The organism is Hymenobacter terrigena, from assembly GCF_054776515.1.
In genome coordinates this window covers 332533-350094 of sequence record NZ_BAAHBU010000003.1, presented here as the reverse complement: position 1 = coordinate 350094, position 17562 = coordinate 332533, and the positions used below count along the sequence as shown (strand labels likewise).

The following is a 17562-nucleotide window of genomic DNA, read 5'->3' as shown; positions in this document are numbered from 1 at the left end:
TGGGGGCCGACAAATCAATAAACGAAGCTGTTGGTAAATACTGTGCACACGGCTTGGGACAAGCCCATTTGCATGCCGCGTGGGGCCGCAAACTTACGCCGTGAACCGCCGGGCCCCAACTGCTGTTTCCTATCCGACTTGCTGCGGCGGCTACTCCGGTGGCTGCTGTATCTTTGTTGTCCACCTGTTCCTAAATCGCCTAATCATTATGGCTGCTGTTGCCACCCTCGCCCCCATTACCCTCACCGACCGCGCCGTAGTGGAGGTGAAAAACATCATCCAGGAGAAGAACGTCCCAGCCGATTACGGCCTGCGCATCGGTGTGCAGGGCGGCGGCTGCTCGGGCATGAGCTACCTGCTCGGCTTCGACAAAGCCAAAGACGCCGACGAAACCTACGACCTCGACGGCCTGAAGCTCATCATGGATAAAAAGCACGCCATGTATGTGCTGGGCATGGAAGTTGACTTCCAAGACGGCCTCAACGCCCGCGGCTTCGTCTTCAACAACCCCCAGGCCAAGAGCACCTGCGGCTGCGGCTCCTCGTTCTCGGCGTAATTTCTTCCGACTTTTTAGTAGAAAAAGCCCTGGCCCACCGGCCGGGGCTTTTTCGTTTACTTTCGCGCCGGCTGTTCCACTTGTTCCCTGCCCAATGCGTCCGCTTCTTTCGCTGCTGTTGATTCTTACCGGTCTGGCGGTTCAGGCCCAGAAGTTCAGCCCCGCCGAGCTGGCGCGCTGGCAGCAGCAGGCCCGGCAGGTGAGCATCACGCGCGATACCTACGGCGTGCCGCACATTTATGGCAAGACGGATGCCGATGCCGTTTTCGGCCTGCTCTACAGCCAGTGCGAGGACGATTTTGAGCGCGTCGAAACCAACTACCTCGATGCCATTGGGCGGCTGGCTGAAGTGGAGGGCGAGGCCCAGTTGTACCACGACCTGCGCGCCCGCCTGTTCCTGGACAGCACGCAGGCCATTAGCATTTATAAAAAGTGCCCCGCCGACATGAAGCTGCTGCTCGAGGCCTTCGCGGCCGGCACCAATTACTACCTGGCTACCCACCCCACCGTGCAGCCCCGGCTGCTGCGCCGCTTCCAGCCCTGGATGCCGTTGATGTTCAGCGAGGGCAGCATTGGCGGCAACATCAGCGTGGTGAGCATTGAGCGACTGAAGGCATTTTACAGCCAGAAGAAGTCGAGCTCGTGGATTGATACCGACTTTGGCCGGGCCGACCGCGAACCGGTGGGCTCCAACGGATTTGCCATTGCGCCCAGCAAAAGCGCCACCGGCCACGCCCTGCTGCTCATCAACCCGCACACCTCCTTCTACTTCCGCTCCGAAGTGCAGATGGTGAGCCAGCAGGGCCTGAATGCCTACGGCGCCGTGACGTGGGGCCAGTTTTTCATCTATCAGGGCTTTAATGAGCACTGCGGCTGGATGCACACTTCCAGCCAGGCCGATTCGATGGACGAATACCTTGAAACTGTGGAGGAAAAGGGTGGCAATTTCTTCTACAAATACGGCGGCAAGCTGCGGGCCGTGACGGCGCAGAAAGTGTCACTGCCCTACAAATCGGGCGATAAAATCCTGCACAAAACCTTCACCATCTACCGCACACACCACGGCCCCATCGTGGGTCAGAAAACCGACCAGCAATGGGTAGCGGTGCGCATGATGAATACGCCGCTGGCTGCTTTGCAACAGTCGTATCTGCGCACCAAGGCCAGCGACTATGCCAGCTTCCAGCAGGTGATGAAGCTGAACGGCAACGCCACCAATAACACCGTTTTTGCCGATGCCAAGGGCAGCATCGCCTACTGGCACGGCAATTTTATGCCGAAGCGCGACCCAAAATTCGACTGGAGCCAGCCTGTGGACGGTAGCACTCCGGCCACCGAATGGCAGGGCTTTCACCCGGTAAGCGACTTGGTGCAGGTGCACAACCCCGCCAGCGGCTTCATCCAGAATTGTAATTCCACTCCCTTCACGGTGAGTGGTCCGAGCAGCCCAGTCCCAGCCAAATACCCCAGATACCTGGCCCCCGATGCCGAAAACTACCGCGGCCTAAACGCCGTGCGCGTGCTCGGCCGTAAAGCCGTATTCACGCTCGACACCCTGATTGCGGCGGCCGACGACCCGCACCTCACCGCTTTCGACGACATGCTGCCGCCGCTGCTGGCCGCTTATCAGCCCACCTCGGCTGAAAAAGCGGCTGCCCCCGCCATGGCCGAAGCCATTGAAACGCTGCGTGCCTGGAATCACAACTACGCCCAGACTTCCGTGGCCCAGACCGTGGCCATTTACTGGGCCGAACGGCTGCTGGCCAAGGCCCGCGCCCGCGTGCCCGCCGCCCAGCCGCAGCTCGATTACATCAGCTTCACTCGGTTTGCGCTGGCCAATACTTCACCTACGGAAAAAGTGGCCACCCTCGCCGAAACGCTCGACGACCTAACCCGCGACTTCGGCACCTGGAAGATGCCCTGGGGCGACGTGAACCGCTACCAGCGCCTCACCGGCCATACCGAAGAGAAGTACGACGACCAGCAGCCCAGCCGGCCGGTAGCTTTCACGTCGTCGGCCTGGGGCTCTTTGGCGGCCTTTGGGGCGCGGGCCTACCCCGGCACCAAAAAGCGCTACGGCAACGTGGGCAACAGCTTCGTAGCGGTGGTGGAATTTGGCCCGCGCATCGTGGCCCGCTCCGTGGTAACGGGCGGACAGACCAGCCGGCCTGGTACGCCGCACTTCACTGACCAAGCCGATTTATATTGCAATGGCCGCTTCAAGGAAGTGCGCTTTTATCCCGAAGATGTGAAGGCCCACGCCGAAAAAACATACCACCCCGGCGAGTAAGCCCGCGTCGGGCTTACCTTCAATGCCACTCAAACCCGCTAGCTAATCCCACCACGCATGGACGTTAAATATCTCTCCGACGACAAAGGCAAAATCACGGGTGTTTTCATTGCCATTGAGGAATGGGAACGGCTGCAAAAGCAGTACAACATCACCGAAAAAGCCCCGGCCGACTCCGGTGCTAAGCTCCAGCAGTCGCTGGCCGAGGCCATGAAGAAGGTGAAACCCAGCGAGGATGAAGCGTAAGCACGCTTTCGCGTCTTTTTCAAGCAATAAAAAAGCCCGGTGTCGCCGGGCTTTTTTATTGTTATACAACGGTTTCTAGCGGCCGAAATCGTCCTGTACCCGCACAATGTCATCCTCATCAGATGGGTTGTTCGCGTCGGTGTGCTGCCAGATTTCGGCCAGGATGCCCCAATCTTTCAGGCCCACGAGGCGGTGGCGCTCGCCCTGCCGCAGGATGATGCGCTCGCCCACCTGCAGGCTTTTCACTTCGCCCTGCTCATCGGTGTCGCTGGTGGCTACGCCCACGGGGCCCTGCACCACCTGCCAGATTTCGGCCCGGCGGTGGTGGTACTGCCAGCTCAGCCGCTGGTGCGGAGCTACCACCAGAATTTTAGGGCTCAGCCGGCCCGAAATCCGCAGGCTGTCCACCAACAGGCCGTCGAAGTAGGTGTTGGCAAATTCCTGGGCCTGGGCTTCGTCAATCACGAAAAACCCGCCCCACGGGCGAGTCGGGTCCTCTTTGGCGATGGTAAAACCTTGTTGCTTCAGCGTCTCGGCCACTTGCTGGAACAAGGCGCGCTTTTGGGGGTCGGTGTTGGGCATGAGTATTTTCGTTTGGGGTGAAGCGAATATAGCTACTTCATTATTTATAGCTACCCGGCCGCTTCATCAATACGTTTTCGCTGCATCGGCCGGCACCACCACCACGAAATCGGCCACGTTCACCTGCTCCTTTTCCAGCGTCTGCAGCTGCTCCTGTGTTATCACGCTGAGGGTTTTTACGCGCAGCTTGGGCGCGTATTGGTGTAGCCAGGCCACGATGCCGTCGTGGTGGTCGGAGTGGTAGCTGCCGTTGAGGTGCAGCATGGTTTGGCCGGCCGCTAGGCTGGTTTCAATGAAATGGGCCATGGTGGCATCCTTCAGGGCCTGGGCCTGGATGATGTTTTGGGCTCCGCCGCCGTGGGCCTGGCCAGCACCGCCGAACATGGCGGCCATGTTTTTATAGCCGGGCAGGTCGTAATCTACTTTCAGCGGTAGCGGGGCCAGCAGGGCGCGGTCGTTGGCGGGCAGCTTGTCCAGCGCAGTGAGGCTGCGCTGGGCCACGGTTTTGGCGAAGGGCCGCGGGGCGTTGGTGCCGATGACGGGCAGGTGGTTTTCGCGGGCGAAAAGCAGCAGCGGGCGGTAGTCGGTGACGTAGTTGGGCCACGGGCGGGCCTGGCGCTCGAAGGCGGTATCGGCCAGCGTGCCGGCGGCGTACTGCGCCACCAGCGGCTGCACGTCGCGCTCAAACATCTCCATGCCCAGCACCAGCTGGCCGGGTTTCTTCAGCTTCAGCAGGTCCTTGGCTACTTGTAGCTCCAGCCAGTGTGCTAGGGCGTCGTTGTGCTGCTCGCCAAAGAGGACAACGTCGGCCTGGGCCAGTTCCTGGAGCATATGGTCGTAGTCGGCGGGCGGGCCGGCGGCGCTGAAGAGGCGGTAAGCAGGCCGGTCGCCCACAAAGCTGGCAAGACTGATGAACAGGAAAAAGAGACTGGCGAGGCGGAGGAAACGCATGAAATAAGGAGTGGGTATCTTACCAACAAAGAACGTCATGCTGAGCGAGGCCGAAGCATCTCTACCGCAGAAGTAATTATTTACTCCCTCGGTAGAAATGCTTCGGCCGCGCTCAGCATGACGTTCTTTTCTGATTCCTGTTTTACTATCCCTTATAAAACATCCATTTGCCCAACTCCTTGTACGTCACTTTCTTGCCGTACATCAGAATGCCTACGCGGTAGATGCGGGCCGCCACCCACACCGTGCCCAGGAAGCCCAGAATGAGCAGGAAAATGGACAGCGCCAGCTGCCACATCGGCACGCCAAACGGCAGGCGAATAACCATGGCAATGGGCGAAGTCAGCGGGAACATCGACATCCAGAAAGCCACCGGCCCGTCGGGGTTGCGCAGGATGACCGACACGCCCACGATGTAGCTCAGAATGAGTGGCATCGTAATGGGAAACATGAACTGCTGGGTATCGGTCTGGTCGTCCACGGCCGCGCCCACGGCCCCAAACAACGCCCCGTACAGCAGGTAGCCACCCAGGAAATAGATGATGAAGCCGAACAGAATGGTGCCCAGCGGCAGCTCCGCCAGGGTGTTGAAGAAGCTGAAACGGCCGGCCGGGTTGGCTTGGGCCGTCCCTTGTTGGGTGCCTTGGTCGAAGCGCTGGGTGGCCGAGCGCGGCTCGTCGTCGGCAACAACAGTGGCAGTAGCTCCGGGAGCCGAAGTACCGGCCGCCACTTCCGTTTTGGGCTTGTCCTTGCCCGTCAGCAGGGGCATCACCACCGAGCTCACGCCGAACGAGAGCACGCCCCACAGCAGAAACTGCGTGAGGCCCACTGCCGCGATGCCCACAATCTTGCCCATCATCAAATCAAACGGCTTCACCGACGACAGCATCACTTCCATGATGCGGCTCGACTTCTCCTCCCCCACCCCGCGCATAATCTGCACGCCATAGATGAAGATGAACATGTAAATGGCCAGCGCTAGCGCGTAGGACATGCCCGACGTGGCCAGCGCGTTGCTGTTGGCTTCCTTGCCCGTCTCATCAAGGCTCACGGCTTGCAAATCCACCTTCGAGCGCAGGCGGTCGAGCTGGTCCTGGGTGAGGCCGGACTTCTGCATCTTCAGGTCCGAAAAAGCTTTGTTGAGCGCCGATTCCACCGCCGACTGCTTTTTCAGGCTGATGTTGCCTTTGCCGAAAAACTGCACGCCCACGGGCTTTTCCACATCGAGGCCGGCGGGCAGGTACACCAGGCCGTCGTGCTTGGCTTTCTGGAAGCCTTTTTTGGCATCGGCCAGCGTGCCGGTGGTGGTTTCGAAGCGCAGCTGCGGGGTGCTCACGAGGCGGCTGGCCACGCCGAGGCCAGAGTCGTCGCGCACTTCGATTACGTCGGTGGTGTCGTTGTCGGAACTCGCCATTTTGGCGATGATGAAGCCGAACCCCGCCAGCAGCAGCGGCACGGCCAGGGTGAGCACGATAAAGGCTTTTTTGCGAACGCGGCTCAGGTACTCGCGTTGGGCAATGAGTATAAATTTGGAGGCCATGACGATGGATTAAAGCAGCGCGTTAGCGGTTTCGAGGAGGGTTTCGGGCATGGTTTCGCCCACGCGTCGGATGAAAATCTCGTTGATGCTCGGGATTTTCTCGCGGAAGGCTTCCACCTCAATGCCCGCCGAGCCGATGAGGTAGCGCAGCAGGTCGTTGGGCCGCACACCTTCCTGCAGCTGCACCCTTAAGTAGAAATGGTCGTTTTCCCGCTTTTTCTGTTCTACTACCTTAAAATCGGGGCTCGACAATATCGGATGGCCTGTTCCTTCCACCTCGTAAGTGTTGGTTTTGAACTGGTCGCGAATCACACCAATCGGCCCGTCCAGCACTTTGCGCGAGCGGTTGATGAGGGCAATGTTGTCGCACATCTCCTCCACCGATTCCATGCGGTGCGTCGAAAAGATGATGGTGGCGCCCTGGTTGCGCAGCTCCAGAATCTCGTCCTTAATCAGGTTGGCGTTAATCGGGTCGAAGCCCGAGAACGGCTCGTCCAGAATAATCAGCTTGGGGTCGTGCAGCACCGTGGCAATGAACTGCACCTTCTGCTGCATGCCTTTGCTGAGGTCCTCCACGTTCTTGCCGGCCCACTCCTTTATCTCGAAGCGGTTCAGCCACTGCTTGATGCGCGCCGTGGCGTCGCTGCGGCTCAGGCCGCGCAGCTGGGCCAGGTAAAGCAGCTGCTCGCCCACTTTCATCTTTTTGTAGAGGCCGCGCTCCTCGGGCAGGTAGCCGATTTGGGCAATGTGGCTCGGGTTGAGCCGCTCGCCCCGGAAGCGGATTTCGCCCTCGTCGGCCCCCGTAATCTGGGTGATGATGCGGATGAGCGAGGTTTTGCCCGCGCCGTTGGGCCCAAGCAGGCCGAAGATGCTGCCCTCGGGAATGGCAAGGCTCACGCCCGAGAGGGCGACGTGGTTGGCGTAGGCCTTGCGCACGTCGATGGCTTCCAGTATAGGTTTCACAGAAAAAGGAGTTGGTTGGCGGGTTAAATGTAGAAGAATGGAGCTGGGCAAATGTATTAATCGCCTCAGTCACTTGCCAGAAGTCGGGAGCCAAGCGGCCGCAAACCGTCCCCAAGCGGTAAATAACCGGGATGAACGGGGCGTGCAAGGTCAGCGGACAGGGGTTGGTTCGGGCTCGTCGCCCAGTTCGCGCAGGCTGGCTTCGAGGCGGTCGAGGTGCTGGCCGTAGAGGCGCTGGAGGTACCACTGGGTAGCCTGGCGCATGCCGTAGTAAATAAAAACGCCCAGCATGCCGTACACCACGCCCAGCAAGCCCAGCCCGGTCACCAGCCGGGGCTCGGCAAATCGCTGCACCATGCGCCCGCCCACAAACAGCAGGCTCACCGTGAGCGAGGCCGGCACCGACCACATCGTGGCCCGGTAATACAGCTGCACCAGGCTGCGCAAGCTGTGGAGCTGCTGGCCCATGTGCTCGCGCACGGCCCGGCCCGCTACTTCCCCCAGACTCCGCAACACGGCCAGCTTGCGCCGATAGTAAAAGCCGCTGAGCAAGCAAATGAGCCCCAGCCACGCCGCCGCCAGCAAGTAGTAGCCATCCTGCGTCGACGCTGCCACCGCAATGCACCCGGCCAGACACAGCACCACAAACCCGATTTCCAACCATGCGTTGCGGCGCATCTTGGCTACCGGGCTTTCCGAGGCCCGGGCCAGCAGCTGCGTCAGGGCCGCCTCGTTGAGCACGGCCGGCTCATCAGTTGGCGCAGGCTGCTTCCAGCTTGCACGAAGGTCATCGAGTTCCATCAGGCGGCGGGGACTAAAATAGAGCGAAGTTTTTCCTGCACGCGGTGCATTTTCACGCGCACATTGTTTTGGGTGATGCCGAGAATGTCGGCCATTTCCTCATAAGGCCGGTCTTCGAGGTAAAGCAGGATAAAGGCCTTATCCACCTCCGACAAGCGGCCAATGGCCCGGTAAAGCTGGGCACGGTCGTCGGCGTCGAAGCCCGTTTCCGGGACCTGGGCCACGGCCAGCGCCTCGGCATCGAGCCCCACCGGGGCGGGGCGGCGGGTGCGCTGACGCAGGTTCGAGATGGCCACGTTCAGCGCGATGCGATAGAGCCAGGTGCTGAGCTTGGCCCCCGGCTGGGGCACATAGCGCGGCCACGCCCGCCACAATTGCAGCACCATTTCCTGGAATAAGTCCTGCCGGTCGTCGGCATCCTGGCAGTACAGCCGGGACACGCGCCGCAGCAACGGCTGGTACTCGTGCAGCACAGCAACAAAATCAGCAGACGGGGTGGCGGAGGCCATGCGGCGGGTAAGAATTTCGGGGAGTGAATCGCCGGCAGCGGCCGGGTATTACAGCAACCAGGAAAATTTTCCGCAATAACTACAATCATCTGTCATGCTTCACTGCGTTCAGCATGACAGACAAAAAAGCCCCGCCTGACCAAGGGCCAGACGGGGCTTTTCAACAATTATTCAATCAGGAACTACGCGAAATACTCCTTCACTTTCTCGAAGAAGCCCTTCTCGTTCTTGCCCGGGTGCGGCGTGAAGTTGTCCGAGTCGCGGAGCTTCTCCAGCAGCTCACGCTCCTGGTTGCTCACGTTTTTGGGCGTCCACACGTTCAGATGAATGAGCTGGTCGCCGCGGCCGTAGCCGTTCAGGTCCTTGATGCCCTTGCCGCGCAGGCGCAGGATTTTGCCGGGCTGGGTGCCGGGGTCCACCTTGATTTTCACCTTGCCCTCGATGGTCGGTACTTCCAGGCTCGCGCCCAGGGCGGCATCCACAAACGAGATGTACTGCTCGAACATGATGTTGTTGCCGTCGCGCTTCAGGAACTCATGCGGCTCCTCCTCAATCTGGATGAGCAGGTCGCCGGGCACGCCGCCACGCTCGGGGAAGTTGCCTTTGCCATTCATGCTTAGCTGCATGTCGTTGGCCACGCCGGCGGGGATGTTGATGGGAATTACTTCCTCGTGCAGCTGCCGGCCTTCGCCCTTGCACACGTCGCAGGTCGTCACAATGGTTTTGCCTTCGCCGTTGCAGGTGGGGCAGGTGCTGCTGCTTACCATCTGGCCGAGCATGGTGTTCACCACGCGCTTGGTTTGGCCCTGGCCCTGGCAGGTGGGGCAGGTTTTGAGGTCGGTGCCGTTTTTGGCGCCAGTGCCGTTGCACGGCGTGCAGGCCACGTAGCGCTTCACCTTGATTTTCTTCTCGACGCCGTTGGCAATTTCCTCCAAATCAAGCTTCAGCTTGATGCGCAGGTTCGAGCCCTTCTTCTGACGCCGACCGCCGCCCTGACGGCCGCCCCCAAAGAACCCTTCGAAGCCCCCGCCGCCGAAAATATCGCCGAACTGCGAGAAGATGTCCTCCATGTTGGGCGAACCGCCGCCGTTGCCGCCCACGCCCTGGTGGCCGTACCGGTCGTAGCGTGCCCGTTTGTCTGCGTTGCTCAGGACTTCGTACGCCTCGGCCGCCTCCTTGAATTTGTCCTCGGCGGTCGGGTCGTCAGGGTTTTTATCGGGGTGGTACTTGATGGCCATCTTGCGGTAGGCCGACTTGATAACGTCGCCCTCCGCATTTTTAGCAATTCCTAATACCTCGTAATAATCGCGCTTTGTAGCCATCTGCGTGGTTGTATCTAACCGTCATGCTGAGCGAAGTCGAAGCATCTTGACCGAGAAAGTAATCCGTTACCCTCCCAGTAGAGATGCTTCGACTTCGCTCAGCATGACCGTCTTTATTTATTGTTCTAAATCCAAACCCTAAAATTACTGCCCGAGCACCACTTTGGCGTGGCGAATCACTTTGTCGCCCAAATAGTAGCCCTTCTCCACCACGTCCACGATTTTGCCTTTCAGGTCGTCGCTCGGCGCGGGAATCTGGGTGATGGCCTCGTGCAGCTCGGCGTCGAAGTCGCCACCCTTGGCTTCCATGGCGGTCAAACCCTTTTGCTGCAGCGTTTTGTTCAGCTTGCTCTGAATTATTTCAATGCTCTCGCGCACAGCATTGGCATCGGTGGTATCGGCAGTGGCGTTGCGGGCGCGCTCGAAATCGTCGAGTACGGGCAGCAGGGCCGTCATCAGCTCCTGGTTGGCGGTTTTGAACAGCTCAATCCGCTCCTTGGTGGTGCGGCGCTTGTAGTTCTCAAACTCGGCGGCCAGGCGCAGGTACTTGTCTTTGAGGTCGGCCAGCTCGGCATCGGTGCGGGAGGCTTCGGGCTGGGGTGCGCCGGTGGCGGTCATGTCCGGGTCGGTGCTTTCGCCGTCGGCCATTTCGCCAGCTACGTGGTTGGGGTCGGCGGTCAGGTTGTCGTCCTGGGGCTGGTTATTCTCGTTAGCCATTTGCGGAAATATTCGTCGAAAGGGGTTTTTCACGGGGTTAGCCGGTTAGTCAGGCTACGGGCACAATTCACTTGCCAAAGGGGCGCGGGCTGCCATAGTGGCACAAGAGTCATTAGTTTTACAATTCTACAAAACCTACCATTGCAATGAATCCCTTTACTCAACAGCCTACCCAATTAAGCGTAGTTTATGTACTTACAAATCCAGCTATGCCAGGAATGGTAAAAATTGGACGCACAAGTCATGATGATGCAAAAACTAGAATTGACCAACTTTACACAACTGGTGTCCCTGTGCCTTTCAACTTAGAATTTGTTTGTAAAGTCCCCAATTCAGAAGAAGTTGAGAAAGCCCTACATCAAGCATTCGCACCTTATCGCGTCAATCCCAAGCGGGAATTCTTCACAATTGAAGCAAGTCAAGCAATTGTGATTCTTAAGCTTCTGCACGTTCAAGACGCAACAGCAGAAATTGAAAGTCAGCCAACTACACTCGAACAATCGGAAGTCGCAGCTGGTGTAAACCTTCAAAAGAAGCGCCCAAGTCTAAATTTCAATGAGATGCAAATCCCGATAGGCTCTCTGCTTACTTGTGTTTCGAATGACACAACGGTTGTTGTTGTGAATGCCAAAAAAGTTCGTCTTAATGACGAAGAGATGTCTTTAACGGCAGCTACTCGAAAGGCACTTAATATTACCTATGCTCTTGCCCCTTGCCCTCATTGGCAATTCCAAGGGCAGAATCTCAGTGAAATTTACGACAATACATACAGCCAACCTTTAGACGAATAGGAAGGCTGCTCACTCCCAGCCTTCCTAGAGCATCTATCGAATCCAGTGCGCTAGGAAGGCCACTCTTCGTCGCCCTCCTGCTCGCCAAGTCCCTGGCGTTTGGTTGGAGCAGCGTCGCGGCGAGTTTCTTCCAGCGCCTTCCAAATCATGTCTTTCAACGGCTGAATGTTCTTATTCGTGAGACTGGAAATGAAGATGGCGGGTACCCCTTCCGGCAGCGTGGCTCGGATTTCGGCCTCCAACTCCTCGTCAATCATATCGGACTTGGTGATGGCCAGCAGGCGCTTCTTGTCCAGCAGCTCGGGGTTGAACTGCTCCAGCTCGCCAATTAGCACGTTGTATTCGGCGTTGATGTCGGGCGAGTCGCAGCTTATCATGAAGAGCAGCATGGAGTTGCGCTCGATGTGACGCAGGAAGCGGGTGCCCAGGCCTTTGCCCTCGGCCGCGCCCTCGATGATGCCGGGAATGTCGGCCATCACGAAGGATTTGTAGTCGCGGTAGGCCACCACGCCCAGGTTGGGCACGAGGGTGGTGAAGGCGTAGTCGGCAATCTTGGGCTTGGCGGCCGACACCACCGACAGCAGCGTGCTCTTGCCCGCGTTGGGGAAGCCCACGAGGCCCACGTCGGCCAGGAGCTTGAGCTCCAGGATGATGACGGCCTCGATGGCCGGCTCGCCGGGCTGCGCGTACTGCGGGGCCTGGTTGATGGAGTTCTTGAAATGGTCGTTGCCCCAGCCGCCGCGTCCGCCGGGCACGAGGATGAGCCGCTGGCCGTGCTCCGTGATTTCCAGCATCTGCTCGCCGGTAGCAGCATCGCGGGCCACGGTGCCGAGGGGCACTTGCAGCACAATGTCTTCGCCCTGTGCGCCGCTGCGCAGGTTTTCGCCCCCACCCTCGCCGTCTTTGGCAAACACGTGCTTCTGGTACTGCAGGTGCAGCAGCGTCCAGAGCTGGGAGTTGCCTTCGAGGATGATGTGGCCGCCGCGGCCGCCGTCGCCGCCATCGGGGCCGCCATTGGGCAGGCCCTTGGCCCGGAAAAAGTGGTGCGAGCCGGCACCGCCTTTGCCCGAGCGACAGATGAGTTTGACGTAGTCGATGAAGTTATTGGAGGCCACGGGAATTGGAATTGGGTATAATGTAGGGGCGGGGCTTGCCCCCGCCCGCCGTTGAACGAATGCTGCCGGATGACCCAGGCAATGCTTCGTTCTGCCGACGGGCGGGGGCAAGCCCCGCCCCTACTTTGGATGAATTTATGCTTTTACTTCTTTGGTCGCTTCAGCCGGGGATTCGGGCTTGGCAGCTTGATGCTGGTCAATCAGCCTGCAGATTTGGCCGAAAATATCGTCAATTGGGCCAATGCCGTTGAGGGCGTGGAATTTCTTCTGGGCGGCGTAGTAGCCGGCCACCTGGGCGGTTTCGGTGTTGTACACCGTTACGCGGCGGCGGATTTTGGTTTCGTCCTGGTCGTCGGGGCGGTTGCTGGTTTTGCCGCGCTCCAACAGGCGCTTCACCAGCTCTTCTTCCTGCACTTCCAGCGCAATCATGCAGCTAATGTGCGTATTATGAGCGGCCATAAGCTGGTCGAGGCTTTCGGCCTGGGCCACGGTGCGGGGGAAACCATCGAAGATGAAGCCGCCGGCCTGAGGGTTATCCTTCAGCGCGCTGCCAATCATCCCGATAACCACAGCATCGGGCACGAGCAGGCCTTCGTCCATCAGCTTTTTGGCGGTGAGGCCCAGCTCGGTGCCTTGGGCAATCTGGGCACGCAGCAGGTCGCCGGTGCTCAGGTGCACGAGGTTGTAGTGGGTGATGAGTTTCTGGCTCTGGGTTCCTTTGCCGGCGCCGGGGGGGCCGAACAGCACGATATTCAACATGTAGAAGACGCGTTGCGCGAGGGAGGTGATTTTAGGTGGGTTTGGGCAAGTTACTCAATCGTGACCAGAAACGTTGCTACACGGCAACGTACACATCGGGCAGATTGCGGCCCAGGCCGTCGTAGTCAAGGCCGTAGCCGACCACAAAGTCGTTGGGGATTTCCTTGGCTACGTAGCGCACCGCGAGCTCGTGCTTGAGGCTGGCGGGCTTGAAAAACAGCGCCGCAATCTCGACCGAAGCCGGGCCTTTTTCCAGCAGCGTGGGCATGAGGTGGTGCATGGTGGTGCCGGTGTCCACGATGTCTTCCACGATGATGAGGTGGCGGTCCTGCACTTCTTCGCGCAGGCCCAGGATTTCCTGCACCACGCCGGTGCTGCCGGTGCCCTCATAGGAGGCCACCCGGATGAAGACGATTTCGCATTCGCCCACGAAGCGCTTCAGCAAATCGGCCGCAAACATGAACCCGCCGGTGAGCACGACCACAAACAAAGGCTTCTGCCCGGCGTAGTCGGCGCTGAGGCGGTTGGCCAGGCCAGTCACGACTTCATCCAGCTGAGCAGCCGATAGATACGGCCGGAATTCTTTGTTGTGGATGGTGATGTGGGGATGGCCCATGCGGCGCGGGGAGGGTGTAATGAGGGTACAAAGCTACTCACGGAATCGGCCGCGGCATGCACTTTCTCCCCAGTCCCCCTCTTGTGCAACGCTTGGTAATCAGCTTTGCGCATCCACTCGGAACCGTATAGAAAGTATAAAAAAGCCGCGACGAATGTCGCGGCTTTTTCAGTCAGGGGCTCGGGGCGCCGGAAGTTTGTGCTACTACTGCGAAAGCCGACCGTAGCCTACTGTACTTCGCGCAACACGGTGTAAATCAAGCAAAATGCCGCTGGCGCAAAAGCTTCGGCGTAGCGAACATGCGGCTGCACAGTGGCTTCGATGCGCTCTTTTTCGAGTTGCACGGGGGCCATGCCGCGTTCGCCCCCTTTTTCAGCAATGTGGGGCGCGATGACCAGCGACACAATGCTCATCAGCTTGATGAGGATGTTCATGCTGGGGCCGGAAGTATCCTTGAAGGGGTCGCCCACGGTGTCACCCGTTACCGAAGCTTTGTGCGCGTCAGAGCCTTTGTATTGCATCACACCGTTCACCATCACACCTTTTTCAAAGGACTTCTTAGCGTTGTCCCAGGCCCCGCCGGCATTGCTCTGGAACATGGCCATCAGCACGCCACTCACCGTAACGCCGGCCAGCAGGCCGCCCAGCACCTCGGGCGACGACGCATTTGAGAACAAGCCCCGGCAGCCAAAACCCACGATGATGGGCGTGAGCAGGGCAATAGTCCCCGGCAAAATCATCTCTCGAATAGCGGCCTGGGTTGAAATAGCTACGCACTTCTCGTACTCAGGGCGACCGGTGCCTTCCATAATGCCTGGGATTTCGCGGAACTGGCGGCGCACCTCCTGTACCATGGCCATAGCAGCCCGGCCCACGGCGGCAATGGCCAGCGAGGAGAAGATGAACGGAATCATGGCTCCAATGAAAACACCGGCCAGCACCGGCGCTTTGCTGATGTCGATAGACGTGATGTTGGCCGTGCCCATGAAGGCGGCGAACAACGCGAGCGAGGTAAGCGCGGCCGAGGCAATGGCAAAGCCTTTGCCGGTGGCGGCAGTAGTGTTGCCCACGGCATCCAGAATGTCGGTGCGCTGGCGTACTTCCTTGGGCAGTTCGCACATTTCAGCAATGCCACCAGCGTTGTCGGCAATGGGGCCGAAGGCGTCGATGGCCAGCTGCATGGCGGTGGTGGCCATCATGCCGGCAGCGGCAATGGCCACGCCGTAAAGACCAGCGGCTTCGTAGCTGAGCACAATGCCGGCGGCCAGCACCAGAATGGGCAACACCGTCGACTCCATGCCCACGGCCAGCCCGCCGATGACGGTGGTAGCGTGGCCCGTGCTGCTTTGCTGGATAATACTATTGACCGGGCGCTTGCCCATGGCCGTGTAATACTCGGTGATAATGCTCATCAACGTGCCTACCACCAGGCCTACCAGCACGGCGTAGAAGACGTGCATGGCATCGAAGCTAATGCCGCGGATGGTGAAAGTACCGGAAGGCAAGATATACATAATAAGGCCGTAGGAAGCCACCGCCGAAACTGCTACCGAGATGTAATTGCCGGTATTCAGGGCGCCCTGCACGTTGCCGCCCTCCTTCACCCGCACACATAGGATGCCGATGAGCGAGGCGATGATGCCCATGCCCGCAATGGCCATTGGCAGGAAGATGGGCGAAAGACCGCCGAACTGGTCGTTGGTCACAGTCACTTCACGTCCCAATACCATGGTAGCCAAGATGGTCGCCACGTAGGAGCCGAACAAGTCGGCGCCCATGCCGGCTACGTCGCCCACGTTGTCGCCCACGTTGTCGGCGATGGTGGCGGGGTTGCGGGGGTCGTCTTCGGGAATGCCGGCTTCGACTTTGCCCACGAGGTCGGCTCCTACGTCGGCGGCTTTGGTGTAGATGCCGCCGCCCACGCGGGCAAACAGGGCAATGCTTTCGGCCCCGAGCGAGAAGCCGGTGAGGACTTCAAGCGCTTTTTCCATCTCCGTGCCATTGGCGAGGCCGCTGGGCACGAACAGTTTATAGAAGACAATAAACAACGACCCCAGGCCCAGCACGGCCAGTCCGGCCACGCCCATGCCCATCACCGAGCCACCCGAGAACGACACATTGAGCGCGGTGCTGAGACTGGTTTTGGCTGCCTGCGCGGTACGCACGTTGGCTTTGGTGGCAATTTTCATCCCAATGAAGCCCGCCAGTGCCGAAAACACGGCCCCAATCAAAAACGCAATGACGATGATGGGGCTGGAGTTGCCGCTCGTAGTGCCCAGGTAGAAGAGAAACGCCCCGGCAATGAGTCCGAACAAGGCCAGCACCTTGTATTCGGCTTTGAGGAAAGCAATGGCCCCGTCGGCAATGTAGCCGGCAATGGTGGTCATGCGCGCATCACCGGCGTCCTGCTTCGTCACCCAACCGGCACGCAGCCAGGTATAGAGCAAGGCAAAAATACCCAGGGCAGGCACGGCGTAGAGGTACGGAGTCATAAAAAGTGAATGGGTGGGAAAATGTGATTCGAGCGGTTTTAGGTTCGCAAAATAGCGGAAATACCATCGAATACAACCTTTTCCATTAACGCCTTTAGTAAAAGCATCTTGTAGGCTTCTCCAATCATGAAAAAGCCCGTCCTTTTCCCTATCAGAACGACTTAAAACAAGGCCTGACCTGCATGGGCAAATCAGGCCTTGTCGTCCTTATTTCTTGCATTTGTCACCGGGCTGCCGCGTCGGACCCGGCACCCGGCTATAATTTCTGCATCAGAACCCGATACAGAGCGAGCATGCTGTCGATGTCGCGCTTGTCGACCAACTCGTCGGGGGAGTGCACATGGTCTTCGGGCGCGCCGATAAAGCACCAGTCCCAGGGCGCGGCGGCGTGCTGCAACTCCTTGGCATCGGAGCCGCCGCTGCCTTCCACCTCCAATTGGTGGGGAATGCCGGAATCGACCGCAATGGCCCGAATCTGGTTGACATAAGCCCGGCGCGGAATGAGCGAATCACGCAGCGAGATGGCGCAGCCCTGGCCGGCGTGCACACCCTCGGTCACCCAAGTGATGTCCGAAATAAGGGCCTGGCGCACGCCGTAGGTCTCGTAAATGTACTTGGCCAGGTAGGCTACCGAGCCGCCGCCGTGCTCTTCCCAGCACGAGAAGGCGATGATGCCGTGTTCCAAGGTTTCGCACAGGCGCAGGGCGTTCCACACGCCAAGGCGGTTGTCGAGGTAACAGCTTTGCACGGTGGTGGCCGTTTCGCGGAAGTCGCAGTAGAAAGTGAGCTCGGTGCCGCGGTCAATATCGCGGTGGAACGCGTAACCCAGTTCGCCCGTTTCTTCGTCAACGGTTAACGTACAGTCTACTTCTCCTTGCGAATCCTTTCCTACCAGGCGGTACCCCGCTTCGGCCTGCGGGCCGCCAATTCGGACCAGTTGCCGGCCGTAGCGCACCGTGAAGCCGATGCTGTCGAGGTGTGCAAAGACGGCGGTGCGCGGCTGTCCAAAGACCAAGAGAACGCAGTCCTGAAACCGCTCATCGGCGATGATTTGGGGCTGGTGCAGCCAGGCATACTGCTGCTGTCGAACATAATCGAGTACAAATTGGGTGAGCGCGGCTTCGTTGCCGGCGGGGGCCGGCAAGCGGCAAAGCGAGTGGAGCAGGTGCATAAGCAAAGGGAAGTACGGCCAAAGCTAGGGCAAACTCCGTACTTTAGCAGGCCCGTTTCCTCCACTTCCCCATCCGTACTGGGAGAACAACGGTTTGGGGCTGCTCTCTACTCTCATTCTATGCTGCGTTCGCTGTTTTGT

At 59.3% G+C, this 17562-nt stretch carries 17 protein-coding genes; 4 read left to right on the top strand and 13 right to left on the bottom strand.

The features are described 5' to 3' along the window. Positions 1 to 208 precede the first annotated feature (208 nt). The 3 genes from ACYU7Q_RS14615 (at position 209) to ACYU7Q_RS14605 (ending at position 3092) form a co-directional block, all read left to right on the top strand. Positions 209 to 556: a HesB/IscA family protein gene (locus ACYU7Q_RS14615; protein ID WP_168675019.1), complete on the top strand. Its 348-nt coding sequence runs from the start codon at positions 209 to 211 to the stop codon at positions 554 to 556. Positions 557 to 650: 94 nt separating this feature from the next. Next, positions 651 to 2846, top strand: coding sequence for a penicillin acylase family protein (locus tag ACYU7Q_RS14610; RefSeq protein ID WP_460610174.1), 2196 nt, complete (start codon positions 651 to 653; stop codon positions 2844 to 2846). 57 nt (positions 2847 to 2903) lie between these two features. Continuing rightward, positions 2904 to 3092, top strand: coding sequence for a hypothetical protein (locus ACYU7Q_RS14605; protein ID WP_460610173.1), 189 nt, complete (start codon positions 2904 to 2906; stop codon positions 3090 to 3092). Between the two features lie 75 nt (positions 3093 to 3167). Here the strand turns inward: ACYU7Q_RS14605 and ACYU7Q_RS14600 are convergent, their stop codons facing one another. From ACYU7Q_RS14600 to ACYU7Q_RS14565, 8 genes are all read right to left on the bottom strand, one after another. Beyond that, on the bottom strand, positions 3168 to 3674 hold the full coding sequence (locus ACYU7Q_RS14600; RefSeq protein ID WP_460610172.1) for a cupin domain-containing protein: 507 nt from the start codon (positions 3672 to 3674) through the stop codon (positions 3168 to 3170). A gap of 66 nt (positions 3675 to 3740) precedes the next feature. After that, positions 3741 to 4625, bottom strand: coding sequence for a ChaN family lipoprotein (locus ACYU7Q_RS14595; RefSeq protein ID WP_460610171.1), 885 nt, complete (start codon positions 4623 to 4625; stop codon positions 3741 to 3743). 145 nt (positions 4626 to 4770) lie between these two features. Further along, positions 4771 to 6165, bottom strand: a complete 1395-nt coding sequence (locus tag ACYU7Q_RS14590; RefSeq protein WP_460610170.1) for an ABC transporter permease — start codon at positions 6163 to 6165, stop codon at positions 4771 to 4773. Positions 6166 to 6174: 9 nt separating this feature from the next. Beyond that, on the bottom strand, positions 6175 to 7128 hold the full coding sequence (locus ACYU7Q_RS14585) for an ABC transporter ATP-binding protein (RefSeq protein WP_460610169.1): 954 nt from the start codon (positions 7126 to 7128) through the stop codon (positions 6175 to 6177). Positions 7129 to 7278: 150 nt separating this feature from the next. Further along, a complete protein-coding gene (locus ACYU7Q_RS14580; RefSeq protein WP_460610168.1) occupies positions 7279 to 7929 on the bottom strand; it encodes a hypothetical protein in 651 nt (216 codons plus the stop codon). Then, on the bottom strand, positions 7929 to 8438 hold the full coding sequence (locus tag ACYU7Q_RS14575) for an RNA polymerase sigma factor (RefSeq protein ID WP_460610167.1): 510 nt from the start codon (positions 8436 to 8438) through the stop codon (positions 7929 to 7931). Before ACYU7Q_RS14575 ends, ACYU7Q_RS14580 begins: the two co-directional genes overlap by 1 nt. A gap of 182 nt (positions 8439 to 8620) precedes the next feature. Then, a complete protein-coding gene (gene dnaJ, locus ACYU7Q_RS14570) occupies positions 8621 to 9760 on the bottom strand; it encodes a molecular chaperone DnaJ (protein WP_460610166.1) in 1140 nt (379 codons plus the stop codon). Positions 9761 to 9904: 144 nt separating this feature from the next. Continuing rightward, positions 9905 to 10477 (bottom strand): nucleotide exchange factor GrpE, encoded by a 573-nt coding sequence (locus ACYU7Q_RS14565; RefSeq protein ID WP_460610165.1) that lies wholly within the window; start codon positions 10475 to 10477, stop codon positions 9905 to 9907. A 146-nt stretch (positions 10478 to 10623) separates the two neighbouring features. Between ACYU7Q_RS14565 and ACYU7Q_RS14560 the strand changes: the two genes are divergently transcribed. Beyond that, the gene (locus tag ACYU7Q_RS14560) at positions 10624 to 11268 is read left to right on the top strand and encodes a GIY-YIG nuclease family protein (RefSeq protein ID WP_460610164.1); all 645 of its coding nucleotides are present in this window, start codon (positions 10624 to 10626) and stop codon (positions 11266 to 11268) included. 50 nt (positions 11269 to 11318) lie between these two features. On the opposite strand, the gene obgE is transcribed toward ACYU7Q_RS14560, so the two are convergent. From obgE to ACYU7Q_RS14535, 5 genes are all read right to left on the bottom strand, one after another. Then, positions 11319 to 12383, bottom strand: coding sequence for an Obg family GTPase (gene obgE / locus ACYU7Q_RS14555; RefSeq protein WP_460610163.1), 1065 nt, complete (start codon positions 12381 to 12383; stop codon positions 11319 to 11321). A gap of 135 nt (positions 12384 to 12518) precedes the next feature. Further along, positions 12519 to 13142 carry an adenylate kinase family protein gene (locus ACYU7Q_RS14550; RefSeq protein WP_460610162.1) on the bottom strand — a complete coding sequence of 208 codons (624 nt, stop codon included), beginning with the start codon at positions 13140 to 13142 and terminating at the stop codon, positions 12519 to 12521. A 76-nt stretch (positions 13143 to 13218) separates the two neighbouring features. Next, complete coding sequence (locus tag ACYU7Q_RS14545) at positions 13219 to 13758, bottom strand: phosphoribosyltransferase (protein ID WP_460610161.1); 540 nt, start codon at positions 13756 to 13758, stop codon at positions 13219 to 13221. A gap of 227 nt (positions 13759 to 13985) precedes the next feature. Beyond that, the gene (locus tag ACYU7Q_RS14540) at positions 13986 to 16250 is read right to left on the bottom strand and encodes a proton/sodium-translocating pyrophosphatase (protein WP_460610160.1); all 2265 of its coding nucleotides are present in this window, start codon (positions 16248 to 16250) and stop codon (positions 13986 to 13988) included. A gap of 256 nt (positions 16251 to 16506) precedes the next feature. Next, positions 16507 to 17421 (bottom strand): M20/M25/M40 family metallo-hydrolase, encoded by a 915-nt coding sequence (locus tag ACYU7Q_RS14535; protein ID WP_460610159.1) that lies wholly within the window; start codon positions 17419 to 17421, stop codon positions 16507 to 16509. Positions 17422 to 17562 lie beyond the last annotated feature (141 nt).

What these genes read in the sequence shown, in the direction of transcription:
- ACYU7Q_RS14615 (WP_168675019.1), top strand. Translation starts at nt 209, where the DNA reads ATGGCTGCTGTTGCCACCCTCGCCCCCATTACCCTCACCGACCGCGCC.
- ACYU7Q_RS14610 (WP_460610174.1), top strand. Translation starts at nt 651, where the DNA reads ATGCGTCCGCTTCTTTCGCTGCTGTTGATTCTTACCGGTCTGGCGGTT.
- ACYU7Q_RS14605 (WP_460610173.1), top strand. Translation starts at nt 2,904, where the DNA reads ATGGACGTTAAATATCTCTCCGACGACAAAGGCAAAATCACGGGTGTT.
- ACYU7Q_RS14600 (WP_460610172.1), bottom strand. Translation starts at nt 3,674, where the DNA reads ATGCCCAACACCGACCCCCAAAAGCGCGCCTTGTTCCAGCAAGTGGCC.
- ACYU7Q_RS14595 (WP_460610171.1), bottom strand. Translation starts at nt 4,625, where the DNA reads ATGCGTTTCCTCCGCCTCGCCAGTCTCTTTTTCCTGTTCATCAGTCTT.
- ACYU7Q_RS14590 (WP_460610170.1), bottom strand. Translation starts at nt 6,165, where the DNA reads ATGGCCTCCAAATTTATACTCATTGCCCAACGCGAGTACCTGAGCCGC.
- ACYU7Q_RS14580 (WP_460610168.1), bottom strand. Translation starts at nt 7,929, where the DNA reads ATGGAACTCGATGACCTTCGTGCAAGCTGGAAGCAGCCTGCGCCAACT.
- ACYU7Q_RS14575 (WP_460610167.1), bottom strand. Translation starts at nt 8,438, where the DNA reads ATGGCCTCCGCCACCCCGTCTGCTGATTTTGTTGCTGTGCTGCACGAG.
- dnaJ (WP_460610166.1), bottom strand. Translation starts at nt 9,760, where the DNA reads ATGGCTACAAAGCGCGATTATTACGAGGTATTAGGAATTGCTAAAAAT.
- ACYU7Q_RS14565 (WP_460610165.1), bottom strand. Translation starts at nt 10,477, where the DNA reads ATGGCTAACGAGAATAACCAGCCCCAGGACGACAACCTGACCGCCGAC.
- ACYU7Q_RS14560 (WP_460610164.1), top strand. Translation starts at nt 10,624, where the DNA reads ATGAATCCCTTTACTCAACAGCCTACCCAATTAAGCGTAGTTTATGTA.
- ACYU7Q_RS14550 (WP_460610162.1), bottom strand. Translation starts at nt 13,142, where the DNA reads ATGTTGAATATCGTGCTGTTCGGCCCCCCCGGCGCCGGCAAAGGAACC.
- ACYU7Q_RS14545 (WP_460610161.1), bottom strand. Translation starts at nt 13,758, where the DNA reads ATGGGCCATCCCCACATCACCATCCACAACAAAGAATTCCGGCCGTAT.
- ACYU7Q_RS14540 (WP_460610160.1), bottom strand. Translation starts at nt 16,250, where the DNA reads ATGACTCCGTACCTCTACGCCGTGCCTGCCCTGGGTATTTTTGCCTTG.
- ACYU7Q_RS14535 (WP_460610159.1), bottom strand. Translation starts at nt 17,421, where the DNA reads ATGCACCTGCTCCACTCGCTTTGCCGCTTGCCGGCCCCCGCCGGCAAC.